Below are 13764 nucleotides of genomic sequence, written 5' to 3' on the forward strand. Positions count from 1 at the left end.
GTAAAAAAACACAGTAATACAGTAAATTTAGAGATGATTTAACCTTTGTTGCTGGTTCGGACCAAAGTCTACTGAAACGAATTTGATCCGGATGACGTAAACAGGGATAATGCGCGCACGCAAATAGAGCCATTACAATTTCGGAGCAAGCTGTGAGCCAAGAACTGATTTTAGCGGACTGGAATGCGCGTGAGTCGATTGCTGAAGCAATGATTCCGTTGGTCGGTCGACTTTACCGTGAACGTAACGTCGAGATCTCTATCTATGGTCGCGTCATCGTGAAACGTTCGGTGATCGACGTCATCAAGGCACACCGCTTTGTAAGACAGGTAGAGGATGAAGAGTTGTCAGTGATCGATACCTTTCCGGTACTCGAAGTGATCAGTGGCCTGGATCTTCATAATGCACATGTGGATATTGCCAAATTGGCAGTTAAATTCCGTACTGAAGCCAAAGGCCGCTCACTGGAACAGTTCGTCGCTGATGAGATGGCTGATGCGGTAGGCCCGATTGATGATCGTAAACCGGTAGATGTTGTGCTTTACGGTTTTGGTCGTATCGGTCGTATACTGGCGCGTCAGTTGGTAGATCGTGCCGGTATCGGGCATAGCATGCGTTTACGTGCCGTTGTTGTGCGTAAGGGGAATGCAGACAACGATCTGGAAAAACGTGCCAGCCTGTTGCGCCGTGATTCTGTGCATGGCTCATTCAAAGGTACGATCCAGGTAGATGAAGAAAATCAGTCTATCATTGCCAATGGTGTGGCTATCCAGGTGATCTTTACCAGTCAGCCTGAAGATGTTGACTACACCCAGTACGGTATCAATAACGCCTTGGTGATTGATAACACCGGTATGTTCCGTGATGCTGAGGCTATGTCTCGTCACTTGAAAGCCAAGGGTGCGGCAAGGGTGATGTTGACAGCCCCGGGTAAAAATATGAAAAACATCGTCATGGGTGTTAATCATCTGGATATTACCGCTGAAGACACCATCCTTTCAGCCGCATCTTGTACCACGAATGCAATTGTGCCAGTTCTGAAAGCGCTACAGGATAAGTTTGGTATAGAGAATGGTCATGTAGAAACGGTGCATTCTTATACTAATGACCAGAACCTGATCGATAACTACCATAAGGGTAGTCGTCGTGGTCGTGCGGCGGCGCTGAACATGGTTATTACTGAAACCGGTGCGGCCAAGGCGGTTGCCAAGGCGTTGCCTGAGCTGGAAGGTAAATTGACCGGTAATGCGATTCGTGTGCCGACACCGAACGTGTCTATGGCGATTTTGAACCTGAATCTGAAAACCGGAACCACTAAAGAAGAGCTGAATGAATATTTGCGCTTTATTGCGTTGCATTCAGATCTGCAGAAGCAGGTGGATTACAGTAATTCACCGGAAGCTGTGTCTTCTGATTTTGTAGGTTCCAGAGCAGCCGGTGTGGTCGATGCCTTGGCAACGATTGCTGAAGGTAATCGTTGTGTGCTGTATGTTTGGTACGATAATGAGTATGGCTATAGCTGTCAGGTTATTCGTATGGCGCAGCAGATTTGCAATACCACCTTGAAGCCTTATCCGCTTGAAGATAAGTAATAATAGTCGGTGTTAGTTAAAAAAAGGGTGTCGCAGTAATGTGACACCCTTTTTTGTTTATATGTGCTTGGTAGATCTAAGTTTATAGCGAAAACGTCTAGGCTTTAAATATTTCTGCAACTTTAGGATGAGTGGTTAGGTGCAGTGGTTGGTAGAAAAATTACAAGAATATCAGCTATAATGGCAAAGTTTTTAGGTGGAATTTTGCTCTGTTCGATAACAATAATCAGTCGTATTTCAGTGGTGCTGAATAACGGTTGGCTTAGTGGGCAGAAAACAAGGTTTCGGATTTTTTAGTCAGATTGGGTGAGGCGAATGATCAGGATCAAGAAGGGTCTGGATCTACCGATAACGGGCGAACCGGCGCAGACAATTGAAGAAGCTGCAAAAGTAAGTTCGGTCGCGCTTATTGGTTATGATTATGTTGGTATGAAACCAACCATGGCCGTTAAAGAGGGTGACCGTGTTAAGCTCGGGCAAGTGATCTTTACCGATAAAAAAACCGAAGGCGTTCAGTATACAGCTCCTGGGGCAGGTGTGGTCAAAGCGATCAACCGGGGTGAACGCCGTGTATTACAGTCTGTAGTCATTGAGCTGGACGCTGAAGAAGAGGCTGTCGAATTCAGTCAATACGCCGCTGACCAGTTGGCGACATTGACACGTGAACAGGTGCAGGAAAACCTGGTTAAGTCAGGTCTCTGGACAGCTTTGCGCACCAGGCCTTTCAGTAAAGTGCCTGCAGTGGGTACCGTGCCTCACTCCATCTTCGTCACTGCCATGGATACTAATCCACTTGCAGCTGACCCGCAGGTGGTTATTGCTGACCAGGCTGATGCCTTCAAACAGGGTTTGGCATTACTGACCAAACTGACTGACGGCAAGGTGTTTTTGTGTAAAGCGCCGGGCGCTTCTATCCCAACGGTCGATGGCGTGACCACTGAAGAGTTTGACGGTCCGCACCCTGCAGGTAATCCCAGTACGCATATTCACTTCCTGGATCCGGTTTCTCAGACGAAAACTGTTTGGCAGATCGGTTATCAGGATGTCATTGCCTTTGCCAAACTCTTTACTACAGGACGTTTGCACCTGGATAGAGTTGTTGCATTGGCCGGTCCCCAGGTTGAGAAGCCTGTGTTGGTTCGTACTCGTGTAGGTGCCTGTCTGACTGAGCTGACCGCCGGTAAACTGCGTAGTGGTAAGAACAGAATTATCAGTGGTTCCGTTTGGAATGGCATGACAGCTTCTGGCCCATTGGGTTATTTGACTCGCTATGCCACTCAGCTCTCTGTGCTGCTGGAAGGTAATGAGCGTGAGTTCATGGGCTGGATTGCTCCAGGCAAAGAGAAGTTCTCTGTGCTTAACATGTTTATTTCCAAGTTTGCGCCAGGTAAGCGTTTTGACTTTACCACCACCACCAATGGTTCCGAGCGAGCTATGGTGCCGGTAGGGCAATTCGAGGAGCTGATGCCTCTGGATATTCTGCCGACGCAGCTGATGCGAGCACTCGTCACTGGCGATATTGTGCTGGCTATGCAGCTGGGTTGTCTTGAGTTGGATGAAGAGGATGTTGCACTCTGTTCTTTTGCCTGCGTAGGTAAATACGAGTACGGCCCAATTCTCCGTGACAATCTGACGCGCATTGAAAAAGAGGCGTAGGAGACAGGCATGAGTATTAGAGCTGTTTTAGATAAAATGGAGCCGCATTTCCACAAAGGCGGCAAATATGAAAACTGGTATGCCCTGTATGAAGCTGTGGATACCATTTTCTATACACCGGGCAAGGTAACCCGTGCTGGTGCACATGTGCGTGATGGTGTTGACCTGAAGCGTATGATGATTCTGGTATGGATGTGTACCTTTCCTGCTGTTTTCTTTGGCTTGTACAGCGTAGGTCTGCATGCTAATACGGCTATGGCGCAGTTGGGGCTTACCGAGGCTGAAGGCTGGAGAGGCTCTATCCTGAGTGCTTTGACCAGTTATAACGCCAACAGCCTGTGGGATAACATTATCCACGGCGCAGTTTACTGGTTACCTATCTATGCTGTGACCTTTATTGTCGGCGGTTTCTGGGAAGTCCTGTTCGCCATGAAACGTGGTCATGAAGTTAACGAAGGCTTCTTTGTCACATCCATCCTCTTTTCACTGATTTTGCCAGCCACTATTCCGTTGTGGCAGGTTGCACTGGGTATTACTTTCGGTGTGGTCATAGGTAAAGAGGTGTTTGGTGGTACGGGTAAAAACTTCTTGAATCCTGCGTTGACCGGACGCGCCTTCCTTTACTTTGCCTATCCGGCTCAGATATCCGGGGATGCAATCTGGACCGCGGTTGACGGCTTCTCCGGCGCTACACCTCTGGGTTTAGCCGCCATGGGTGGTGTGCAGGAAATCATTGGCGCAGGTGTTACCTGGACCAGTGCATTTGTAGGCACAATTCAGGGCTCAGTCGGAGAGGTGTCGACACTGGCGATCATCATTGGTGGTGCCATTATTATGTACGCCAAGATTGCGGCCTGGCGGATTGTCGCGGGTGTGACTGTCGGTGTTATCGGTACAACCCTGCTGTTCAATATTGTCGGTTCGGAAACCAATCCGATGTTTGCGGTACCTTTCTGGTGGCATTTCGTCATTGGTGGTTTGGCATTTGGTATGTTCTTTATGGCAACGGATCCGGTATCGGCTTCGATGACCAATACGGGTAAGTGGATATTCGGTGCGTTGATCGGTGTGATGACCATCCTGATCCGTGTTGTTAACCCTGCCTTCCCGGAAGGTATCATGCTGGCGATTTTGTTCGCCAACCTGTTTGCGCCGTTAATTGACAACTTTGTTGTTCAGGCGAATATCAAACGGAGGATGTCACGTAATGTCGTCTAATAAAGATTCTATCGGAAAAACAGTTACCGTAGCCCTGGTGCTATGTGTAGTCTGTTCTGTTGTTGTATCGGCGGCGGCTGTCATGCTGAAGCCCATGCAACAGTACAATATGGATCAGGATCGTAAATCCAATATTCTACGTGCGGCTGGTATTACAGATCCCAGCAAAACCGTCGACGAGTTGTTTGCACAGATTACAACTCGCACGGTCGATCTGGAAACCGGGGAGTTTACGGATGAATTTGTTCCTGCAGCTGAAGACTTCCGTCGCGCTGCCGGTGATCCTGCTCTGTCGCAGTCACTTGATCGTCGTGAGGATATAGCCTCTATCAAGCGCCAACCCAATATCATGCCGGTGTATATCGTTGAGGCCGACGATGGCTCCATCGATACCTTAATCCTGCCGGTTTATGGTTATGGCTTGTGGTCTACTTTGTATGGCTTTTTGGCACTGGAAGGTGACCTGAATACGGTTGCCGGTCTGGGCTTCTATGAGCATGCGGAAACCCCGGGGCTGGGTGGCGAAATCGATAATCCGGACTGGAAAGCTTCCTGGGTTGGTAAAGAGATCTATTCTGGCGAGTCGACAGATGAGCCTGCGCTACGAGTGATAAAGGGTGCCGTGGATCCTTCTCAGTCTGGATCTGAGCATCGCATCGATGGTCTGGCAGGCGCAACCCTGACCTCTAACGGCGTCACTAATATGATCCGTTTCTGGATGGGTGAAACTGGCTTCGGTCCGTTTATTGCCAATCTGCGTGAAGCGAGTGCTTCAGGTACAGCCGAGTTGGTTGAGCCTGATGCCGGTGCTGACGCGCTTGAAGTGGATGAGGTGTAAACATGTCTAATACCAAAGAAATCATATTAACGCCAATTTTTAAGAATAACCCTATTGCACTTCAGGTGCTGGGTGTTTGTTCTGCATTGGCGGTGACAACCAATATGAACAATGCTGTTGTGATGACGTTGGCTGTAATGTTAGTGACAGCGTTTTCCAACCTGTTTATTTCGCTGATCAGATCACATATACCCAGTAACATCCGCATCATCGTGCAGATGACAATTATCGCCTCACTGGTAATTGTGGTCGACCAGGTACTGAAAGCAGTAGCTTATGATGTTTCAAAACAGCTGTCAGTATTTGTTGGTTTGATCATTACAAACTGTATCGTACTGGGTCGTGCCGAGGCCTTTGCCATGAAAAACCCACCTGTGCCAAGCTTCATTGATGGTCTGGGTAATGGTTTGGGCTATGGCATGGTCTTGCTGTTTGTAGCTTTCTTCCGTGAGCTACTGGGTGCTGGCAGCTTGTTTGGCTATGAAATTCTACCGTTGGTTACCAATGGCGGCTGGTATAACAGCAACGGCTTGTTCCTGTTACCTCCAAGTGCATTTTTCCTGATCGGTATCCTGATCTGGGTGATACGTACCTGGAAACCAGAGCAGGTTGAAAAGCCTGATTTTGTAATTGCCCCTAACACCAGTAAGGAGGCTGTGTAAGTCATGGAACAATATATCAGTCTTGCTATTCGGGCCATATTTGTTGAAAACATGGCATTGGCTTTCTTTCTGGGGATGTGTACCTTTTTGGCTATTTCCAAAAAGGTACAGACCGCGCTGGGATTAGGTATTGCGGTGGTGGTGGTATTGGTTATCACCACGCCGATCAATAACCTGATCTACAACTATCTCCTGCGTGAAGGCGCTTTGAGCTGGGCCGGTTACCCTGATGTCGACCTGAGTTTTCTGGGCTTCATCTCTTATATCGGCATTATCGCTGCAGTGGTACAAATCCTGGAGATGTTCCTGGATAAATATGTACCGGTTCTGTACAACGCGCTGGGTGTTTTCCTGCCGTTGATTACGGTGAACTGCGCGATCTTGGGTGCCGCGTTGTTTATGGTGGAGCGTGACTATACCTTTGGTGAAAGCATTGTTTACGGTGCGGGCGCTGGTATTGGCTGGGCTCTGGCGATTACAGCGCTGGCCGGTATACGCGAGAAGCTGAAGTACAGCGATGTACCTGCGGGTCTGCGTGGTCTGGGTATCACTTTCATTATTGTGGGATTGATGTCTCTTGGCTTTATGTCGTTCTCCGGCGTATCGCTTTAATCCACTGGGACAACAATAGAAGGGTGGAATAAGCTGATGAATGCAGAAATTATTCTGGGTGTGGTTATGTTTACGGCGTTGGTGCTGGCAATGGTTGCCATCATTCTGGCCGCACGCTCAAAACTGGTGAGTTCCGGTAGTGTCACCATTGAAATCAATGGCGACCCGGAAAAAACAATTACCGTGCCAGCAGGTGGGAAACTGTTGAACGCCTTGTCTGATCAGGGTGTATTCCTGGCATCAGCCTGTGGTGGCGGTGGTACCTGTGCACAGTGTAAGTGTGAAGTACATGAAGGCGGTGGCGCCATGCTGCCAACTGAAGAATCTCACTTTACCTTGCGCGAAGCTAAAGAAGGCTGGAGGCTTTCTTGTCAGGTGCCGGTTAAGCAAAACATGAAGATCGAAGTCGAAGACGACGTCTTCGGTGTGAAAAAGTGGACCTGTACGGTTGACTCTAACCCCAACCTGGCCACCTTCATTAAAGAGTTGACGCTGCGTTTACCTGAGGGTGAGAGTGTTGATTTTCGTGCTGGTGGTTATGTTCAGTTGGAGTGCCCGCCACATGTAGTGAACTACAAGGACTTTGATATTGAAGAAGAATATCGGGGCGATTGGGACAAGTTCAATATGTGGCGTTACGTTTCAACAGTGACTGAGCCGACAATACGTGCTTACTCTATGGCGAACTACCCTGAAGAACGTGGTGTGGTTAAGTTTAATATTCGTATTGCGTCTCCACCACCGGGAACAGATTTACCACCAGGGATTATGTCGTCCTATGTGTTTGCATTGAAGCCAGGCGATACTATTGATGTGTACGGTCCATTTGGTGAATTCTTTGCCAAGGATACTGACAACGAAATGGTATTCGTGGGCGGTGGTGCCGGTATGGCACCGATGCGGTCACATATTTTCGATCAGTTGCTGCGTTTGAAGTCCAAACGCAAGATAACCTTCTGGTATGGTGCACGCTCATTACGTGAAGCCTTTTATGTCGAAGAGTTTGATAAGCTGGCTGCAGAAAATCCCAACTTTACCTGGCATTTGGCGCTGTCTGATCCTCTGCCAGAAGATAACTGGGAAGGGCCGACTGGCTTTATTCATAATGTGTTGTATGAAAACTATCTGAAAGAGCACGAAGCACCGGAAGATTGTGAGTACTACATGTGTGGACCACCTATGATGAACTCGGCCGTGATTAAGCTGCTGGAAGATATGGGTGTTGAGCCTGAAAATATCCTTCTGGATGATTTCGGCGGCTGATCCTAGCCAACTCACCCCTAAGTTCGTTAAAATGGCCGGTAACGCAAGTTCCGGCCATTTTTTTTGCGGCTGGCCGCTCTGTCTGTATTCAGTGTATTAATTGCTTGCTCATTATCTGGAGTCCGTTATGGAAATATTTGTTATTACGCTAGTGATTCTGTTATTGCTCACCCTGGGAATGTCGGTGGGGGTGATTATGGGTCGCAAGCCGATCGCGGGTTCCTGCGGTGGTATGAGCTCTCTGGGCATGGAGACAGCCTGTGATATTTGCGGTGGCGATAAAGAGATCTGCGATGATGAAGATGAAAAACAGCGGATTATCAGTGCAAGGAAACAGGGTGATACGGACCTTGCCTATGAGGTTAATTCTAAAGGTTAATTGGCATTAAGGGTCATGCAGGCTAGGCTTGATGATTCGCGTTACATCTGAACACTCTCAATACCTGTGCAGTGTTCAATAATCATAAAAGGGGATAGTGGATGGCTGAGTATAACTACGATGTCGTAGTGATAGGTTCAGGGCCTGCAGGTGAGGGCGCTGCCATGAACGCGGCTAAAAAAGGGCTGCGTGTTGCCGTAATTGAAGAGCAGGACACCGTTGGTGGTAACTGTACACATAAAGGCACTATCCCTTCCAAAGCTTTGCGTCACTCGGTTAAACAAATTATTGAGTTCAACACTAACCCGATGTTTCGTGATATCGGTGAGCCTCGCTGGTTCTCCTTTCCCAAGGTGCTGCGACGTGCCGAGAAAGTGATCTCCAATCAGGTGATGCTACGCACCAATTTCTATGCGCGTAATCGTATTGATGTTTTTTTTGGTTTTGCCACCTTTGTTGATAAAGGGCAGTTGAAGGTTAAAAGTGCCGGGCAGGATGAAGAGATCCTGCGGGCGAAAAACTTCATCATAGCTACAGGTTCCAGCCCCTGGTGTCCTGCTGATGTTGATTTCAACCATCCTCGTATTTACAACTCCGACTCTATTTTGAAACTGAATCATACGCCACGCACCATGGTGATTTATGGTGCTGGGGTTATCGGTTGTGAATATGCGTCAATTTTCAGTGGACTGGGTGTCAAGGTAGACCTGATTGATAACCGTGATCGCTTGCTGTCCTTCCTGGATGCTGAAATATCTGACTCGCTCAGTTATCACCTGCGTAATAATGCGGTCAAAATTCGCCATAATGAAGAATATCAAAGCATTGTCGGTGATGTTCGCGGTGTCACTGTAGAATTTAAATCGGGTAAACGCCTGCGTGCTGATGCGTTTCTCTGGTGTGCAGGCCGTTCCGGAAACACCAAAGGTCTCGGTTTGGAAACTATTGGCCTGAAAGCCAACAGCCGGGGGCAGATTGAAGTCGATGAGCATTATAAAACAGCCTGTGAAGGTGTGTATGCTGTCGGTGATGTAATCGGCTGGCCGAGTCTGGCTTCCGCTGCCTTAGACCAGGGTCGTGCCGCTTCATCTGACTTGCTGCAAGCGGATGATTTCCGTTATATCAATGATGTACCAACCGGTATTTATACCATTCCTGAGATCAGTTCAGTCGGTAAAACGGAAGAAGAGTTAACTCAGGACTGTGTGCCTTATGAAGTAGGCCAGGCTTTCTTCAAGGATACTGCGCGTGCGCAGATTTCTGGTGAGCCAGTAGGAATGCTGAAAATCCTATTCCACCGTGAAACCTTCCAGATTCTGGGTATTCACTGCTTTGGTGACCAGGCGTCAGAGATTATCCATATCGGTCAGGCGATCATGAGCCAGGAAGGTAAGGCGAATACACTGAAGTATTTCGTTAATACCACCTTTAACTACCCGACCATGGCAGAAGCTTATCGTGTGGCTGCGATTGCAGGTATTAATCGCGTCGACAATCTTTGATTGGATTGAGGGGTGAGTGCCATGCTGGGGGGGTGTCGCTCTGGTATGGCTTGTGGGTTGGTGCCGCACTGGGGTGGTGTCGCTTTGGTGTGGTGCGCGGGTTGGTGCCATGCTGGGGTGGTGATATCGCTTTGGTGTGACACGCTTTTCGTCATCCATGACCGCTCGGCTGTCGCCTTGACCGCCATGGATGGCGGGAATGCCGAAAATGCAGGAGCATTTTTCGGCCCTGGCGCCAGACGGTCACCCCAAAGCGATACCACCACCCTGCCGAAACCCAGTGCCAGCTTGCATATAAAAAGCATGATCACTGCTTAGATCTCGGTATTCAGTTTCGAGTTCGACAGCATGCTAGGGATTTTCCGCAAATACCGATTTTAAGCAGACTTTCCGCTGGCACCAAAGTTTGGGAGGGTTGATGGGATCGGATGTGGCTGAGCCTGTGCGCCAGGGAAGGCGCGCTGGAGCCATCAGGGATGATTTCACGGCGTGTCAGACAGATCCGATCCCATCGGCCCTGGATCAGCCACAAGACTACACAATGGTAGAGAGAATTACTCACCCGGTTTTTTGTATACATCATCTTCGTAATAGCGTCCGCGGATGTCCAGCTTCTTCTCAACCAGTCTGTTGATATATTTCCAGATCAAAAACGCTGGCACCATCATGATCATGATAGCCAGGGTCAGTGCAGCACCGGCATGGCTGGCAGGAGCCAGGCTGACCGCCCAATCCAGAAAACCGGTTTTTCGACCAAAGTAAAACCATAGAATTAAAAACATAAAGCCGCCAGCGACGGCCAGGTGATGCAGCAGCTTTCTGCGGGAATCAGACATCTGTTTGTTCTATTGGCTGAGCTTTATGTTGGTCAATCTGTGAGCGTAGAATCAGTCTGGCCAGTTCCATTCTGCAGGCTTCTGGCATGCGCAGGAATTCCAGTCCTATATCATATCCACCCCCTTCCTGAGATTCGCAGCGCTTAACTTCTGTCATTAGCCGGAGCCCTGTTTCAGACTCTGGCATGAACAGGCGTACAGAGGCTTTCTCACCGATAGTCAGTGAGTTTGGATAGCTGAATGACAGGCCACCTTCACTTAAATTCACCAGGTCTGCACGAATATTGAATCCAGGTTCATCGCTGGCAGTCAGGGAGTTGGCAATGACATCAGTTTTCTGGTTCAGAAGCTGAAACAATTGCAGCAGCTTATCCGATACGCCATCAATACTGGACAGGTGTTGTTCGATAGCCAGATTCAGGTGATGCAGCTCGGCATGCAGCATAAAATGCGGGGAGACCTTGAAGGTTCCCGGAAGAGGGTAGTCCTGTGGTTGAGTATCTGTTTCAAGAAGTTGAAACTCCAGTGCAACCCACTTGTCAATGCGATAGAATTGTCGGCGATCCTGTTCCAAAACGTTTCTCCGTTGTGTTGTTTGCCGGTTTATCGGTCGAGTATAACGAATAATCCCATCAATCTGTTATAGGCAGCTTCAGCTGATATTGGTTTAACCCAGCTATGTTCAGACCCTTTTCGCTTTTTGTCGGTCTTCGCTACACCGCCGCCAAACGTGGCAATCATTTTATCTCATTTATCTCTCTGGTTTCGATGCTTGGATTAACCCTGGGGGTAGCGGCGTTGATCGTGGTGCTATCGGTTATGAATGGCTTTGACCGAGAGCTGCGTCAGCGTATTCTGGGTATGGTGCCTCATGCCACGCTGAGCGACTACCAAAGTGAGATGCATGACTGGCAGGCGGTTAGCGAGCGCGTTAAACGTTCATCTCAGGTAATTGCATCAGCACCCTATATTCATGCCCAGGGAATGCTTACGCATGCCGGACAAGTACAGGGCGTTCTGGTTAATGGTATTAGTCCCGAGTTGGAGCCTGATGTTTCTATCATCGAAGATCATTTTTTGTCCGGGTCATTGGATTCGTTGGTTGCCGGTGATTTTAACATCATACTCGGTGAACTCCTGGCCAGGCACTTGGGTGCACGACCTGGAGATCTTATTACCCTGGTGTTGCCTGAAGCCTCTGTCAGCATTGCTGGTATAGTGCCGCGGATGAAACGCTTTACAGTCGCAGGTATTTTCTCGGTAGGAGCTGAGCTGGATGCCAGCATGGCCTATATCCATATTGATGATGCCGCTCGCATTAAACGCATGCCTGAGGGGAGTGTGGATGGACTGCGGATTGCGTTTACAGATCTGTTTCAGGCGCCGTTTCTAGTCAGAGAACTGGCTTCGGAACTGGCTCGACCCATGCAGGTCTCTGATTGGACGCGTACCCATGGCAATCTGTTTCAGGCCATTCAGATGGAAAAACGCATGATTGGCTTGTTACTGTTTCTGATCGTGTTTGTTGCAGCGTTTAATATTGTCTCTACGCTGGTCATGGTGGTGACAGACAAACGTGCTGATATTGCCATTTTGCGTACCATGGGGGCCACTCCAGCGATGATACTGCGGATTTTTATGATACAGGGAGCTGTGATAGGTTTTATCGGCACCACGCTGGGCTTGATTTTGGGGGTCATACTGGCCTTGACGGTCAGTGATCTGGTATCTGGCTTTGAGCGCCTGATGGGAATAGAGTTTCTGTCGGCTGAGGTCTATTTTATCAACTATCTGCCGTCTCAGGTTAAAGTGAGTGATTTGGTTACGATCGTCACGACTGCTTTGTCGATCAGTTTTTTTGCTACCCTTTACCCTGCCTGGAAAGCCTCAAGAACTCAGCCAGCCGAGGCACTACGTTATGAATAATATCAAGGTACTGAGTGCCAATCAGATCAGTCGTTGTTATCAGGAAGCCGGGCAAACGTTGCAAATTCTGGATCAATTGGATTTTAGCGTTGAGAAAGGGCAGCGCCTGGCCATAGTTGGTAGTTCCGGTAGTGGTAAGAGCACGCTGTTGAACATACTTGGGGGTCTGGAGAAGCCGGATACAGGTGATGTCATCTTGCAGGGTGATTCTCTATATAGTGTTTCTGAGAACCGCCGGTGCCGTATCCGCAATGAAAAGCTGGGGTTCGTCTATCAGTTCCACCACTTGCTGCATGAGTTTAGTGCACTGGAAAATATTGCCATGCCCTTGTTGATTCGGGGTGAACCTGTGGCGGCTGCCAGAGAGGCCGCCTCATTACTGCTACAGGAGGTTGGCCTAAGCCACAGAGCTAGCCATAAACCGGGACAACTCAGTGGTGGTGAACGTCAGCGAGTTGCCATAGCACGTGCGCTGGTGACACATCCGGCCTGTGTACTGATGGATGAGCCGACCGGTAATCTTGATCGTCATACAGCGGATGAAGTTCAGCGTTATCTGGATCACCTGAATCAATCACTGGGAATTGCCTTTGTGGTGGTCACTCATGATCTGAATTTGGCGGCTCGTATGGATCAGGTATTTTTGCTTGAAGATGGACGTTTGGTGCAGCAAGCTGGATAGTTGAACGGTTGGTGTCAGTCATTATCTTTATTAAGCTGCTGGCGTTTCAGGCGCTCCCGCCCCCGTTTTATCCAGGTGCGGCGCACTTGGATGGTCCAGAGGATGCGAATGCTGATAAATCCGATGAGTCCGGCAACCAGGCCTGAAATCAGCGAGCCCAGTACCAGCGGGCGCCAGATGTGCTTGAAATTATCGTAAAGCTTATCCAGGTGCCAGACCATGACATCAGCATTACTACCAACCCCCAGAATCAATTGGCCGATACAGTAAGAAAAATAGAGGATTGCCGGCATGGTCAGCGGATTTGAAATCCATACCAGGGTAATTGATATTGGTAGGTTGGAGCCCATAAGCACTGCCAATACGGCGGCGACAACCATTTGAAAAGGCATGGGAAGAAAAGCACAAAAAATGCCGACCAGAAATGCCAGGGAGACAGAGCGGTGAGAGAGGTGCCAGAGCCCCGGGTTTTTGATATGTTCACCTAGCCAGCTAAGGTGTGGATGATTCTTGACCCAGTGAGGGTCTGGCATGTATTTTTTCAGGGTTTTGCGTGGCATTATCAGCTAATCAAGGATTGGTTACTTGCATATTATGC

15 protein-coding genes are annotated in these 13764 nt (G+C 48.8%); 12 read left to right on the forward strand and 3 right to left on the reverse strand.

The genetic code is table 11. The annotated features are described in order from the left end of the window. The first annotated feature begins 152 nt into the window (after positions 1-152). From ACN0R1_RS05830 to ACN0R1_RS05875, 10 genes are all read left to right on the forward strand, one after another. On the forward strand, positions 153-1592 hold the full coding sequence (locus ACN0R1_RS05830; RefSeq protein WP_417580839.1) for a glyceraldehyde-3-phosphate dehydrogenase: 1440 nt from the start codon (positions 153-155) through the stop codon (positions 1590-1592). Positions 1593-1907: 315 nt separating this feature from the next. After that, positions 1908-3248, forward strand: coding sequence for a Na(+)-translocating NADH-quinone reductase subunit A (locus ACN0R1_RS05835; protein WP_417580841.1), 1341 nt, complete (start codon positions 1908-1910; stop codon positions 3246-3248). 9 nt (positions 3249-3257) lie between these two features. After that, positions 3258-4466 (forward strand): NADH:ubiquinone reductase (Na(+)-transporting) subunit B, encoded by a 1209-nt coding sequence (locus ACN0R1_RS05840; RefSeq protein WP_417580843.1) that lies wholly within the window; start codon positions 3258-3260, stop codon positions 4464-4466. Continuing rightward, on the forward strand, positions 4456-5304 hold the full coding sequence (locus ACN0R1_RS05845; protein ID WP_417580845.1) for a Na(+)-translocating NADH-quinone reductase subunit C: 849 nt from the start codon (positions 4456-4458) through the stop codon (positions 5302-5304). The genes ACN0R1_RS05840 and ACN0R1_RS05845 overlap by 11 nt, the downstream gene beginning before the upstream one ends. Before the next feature lie 2 nt (positions 5305-5306). After that, positions 5307-5966: an NADH:ubiquinone reductase (Na(+)-transporting) subunit D gene (locus ACN0R1_RS05850; protein WP_417580847.1), complete on the forward strand. Its 660-nt coding sequence runs from the start codon at positions 5307-5309 to the stop codon at positions 5964-5966. Positions 5967-5969: 3 nt separating this feature from the next. Next, on the forward strand, positions 5970-6578 hold the full coding sequence (nqrE, locus tag ACN0R1_RS05855) for an NADH:ubiquinone reductase (Na(+)-transporting) subunit E (RefSeq protein WP_036518690.1): 609 nt from the start codon (positions 5970-5972) through the stop codon (positions 6576-6578). Between the two features lie 36 nt (positions 6579-6614). Continuing rightward, entirely contained in the window at positions 6615-7841 is a 1227-nt protein-coding gene (gene nqrF, locus ACN0R1_RS05860) for an NADH:ubiquinone reductase (Na(+)-transporting) subunit F (RefSeq protein ID WP_417580849.1), read from the forward strand. Between the two features lie 127 nt (positions 7842-7968). Beyond that, a complete protein-coding gene (gene nqrM / locus ACN0R1_RS05865) occupies positions 7969-8220 on the forward strand; it encodes a (Na+)-NQR maturation NqrM (protein WP_417580851.1) in 252 nt (83 codons plus the stop codon). Between the two features lie 101 nt (positions 8221-8321). Further along, a complete protein-coding gene (sthA, locus tag ACN0R1_RS05870) occupies positions 8322-9722 on the forward strand; it encodes a Si-specific NAD(P)(+) transhydrogenase (RefSeq protein WP_417580853.1) in 1401 nt (466 codons plus the stop codon). A gap of 12 nt (positions 9723-9734) precedes the next feature. Beyond that, positions 9735-10040 carry a hypothetical protein gene (locus ACN0R1_RS05875; protein ID WP_417580855.1) on the forward strand — a complete coding sequence of 102 codons (306 nt, stop codon included), beginning with the start codon at positions 9735-9737 and terminating at the stop codon, positions 10038-10040. A gap of 236 nt (positions 10041-10276) precedes the next feature. Here the strand turns inward: ACN0R1_RS05875 and ACN0R1_RS05880 are convergent, their stop codons facing one another. Both ACN0R1_RS05880 and ACN0R1_RS05885 read right to left on the reverse strand, forming a co-directional pair. Further along, entirely contained in the window at positions 10277-10558 is a 282-nt protein-coding gene (locus ACN0R1_RS05880; RefSeq protein ID WP_417580857.1) for a hypothetical protein, read from the reverse strand. Beyond that, positions 10551-11132 (reverse strand): PilZ domain-containing protein, encoded by a 582-nt coding sequence (locus ACN0R1_RS05885; protein ID WP_417580859.1) that lies wholly within the window; start codon positions 11130-11132, stop codon positions 10551-10553. The genes ACN0R1_RS05880 and ACN0R1_RS05885 overlap by 8 nt, the downstream gene beginning before the upstream one ends. A gap of 104 nt (positions 11133-11236) precedes the next feature. On the opposite strand from ACN0R1_RS05885, the gene ACN0R1_RS05890 reads away from it, so the two are divergent. After that, complete coding sequence (locus tag ACN0R1_RS05890; protein ID WP_417580861.1) at positions 11237-12484, forward strand: lipoprotein-releasing ABC transporter permease subunit; 1248 nt, start codon at positions 11237-11239, stop codon at positions 12482-12484. Beyond that, complete coding sequence (locus ACN0R1_RS05895) at positions 12477-13166, forward strand: ABC transporter ATP-binding protein (RefSeq protein ID WP_417580863.1); 690 nt, start codon at positions 12477-12479, stop codon at positions 13164-13166. The genes ACN0R1_RS05890 and ACN0R1_RS05895 overlap by 8 nt, the downstream gene beginning before the upstream one ends. Positions 13167-13180: 14 nt before the next feature. On the opposite strand, the gene ACN0R1_RS05900 is transcribed toward ACN0R1_RS05895, so the two are convergent. Continuing rightward, positions 13181-13726, reverse strand: coding sequence for a DUF2062 domain-containing protein (locus ACN0R1_RS05900; protein WP_417580865.1), 546 nt, complete (start codon positions 13724-13726; stop codon positions 13181-13183). Positions 13727-13764 lie beyond the last annotated feature (38 nt).

The organism is Nitrincola sp., assembly GCF_048264025.1.
Lineage (GTDB): Bacteria > Pseudomonadota > Gammaproteobacteria > Pseudomonadales > Balneatricaceae > Nitrincola.

Excerpts from the sequence above, each read along its gene's own strand:
- ACN0R1_RS05835 (WP_417580841.1), top strand. The coding sequence starts at position 1,908 with ATGATCAGGATCAAGAAGGGTCTGGATCTACCGATAACGGGCGAACCG.
- ACN0R1_RS05840 (WP_417580843.1), top strand. The coding sequence starts at position 3,258 with ATGAGTATTAGAGCTGTTTTAGATAAAATGGAGCCGCATTTCCACAAA.
- ACN0R1_RS05845 (WP_417580845.1), top strand. The coding sequence starts at position 4,456 with ATGTCGTCTAATAAAGATTCTATCGGAAAAACAGTTACCGTAGCCCTG.
- ACN0R1_RS05850 (WP_417580847.1), top strand. The coding sequence starts at position 5,307 with ATGTCTAATACCAAAGAAATCATATTAACGCCAATTTTTAAGAATAAC.
- nqrE (WP_036518690.1), top strand. The coding sequence starts at position 5,970 with ATGGAACAATATATCAGTCTTGCTATTCGGGCCATATTTGTTGAAAAC.
- nqrF (WP_417580849.1), top strand. The coding sequence starts at position 6,615 with ATGAATGCAGAAATTATTCTGGGTGTGGTTATGTTTACGGCGTTGGTG.
- nqrM (WP_417580851.1), top strand. The coding sequence starts at position 7,969 with ATGGAAATATTTGTTATTACGCTAGTGATTCTGTTATTGCTCACCCTG.
- sthA (WP_417580853.1), top strand. The coding sequence starts at position 8,322 with ATGGCTGAGTATAACTACGATGTCGTAGTGATAGGTTCAGGGCCTGCA.
- ACN0R1_RS05880 (WP_417580857.1), bottom strand. The coding sequence starts at position 10,558 with ATGTCTGATTCCCGCAGAAAGCTGCTGCATCACCTGGCCGTCGCTGGC.
- ACN0R1_RS05890 (WP_417580861.1), top strand. The coding sequence starts at position 11,237 with ATGTTCAGACCCTTTTCGCTTTTTGTCGGTCTTCGCTACACCGCCGCC.
- ACN0R1_RS05895 (WP_417580863.1), top strand. The coding sequence starts at position 12,477 with ATGAATAATATCAAGGTACTGAGTGCCAATCAGATCAGTCGTTGTTAT.
- ACN0R1_RS05900 (WP_417580865.1), bottom strand. The coding sequence starts at position 13,726 with ATGCCACGCAAAACCCTGAAAAAATACATGCCAGACCCTCACTGGGTC.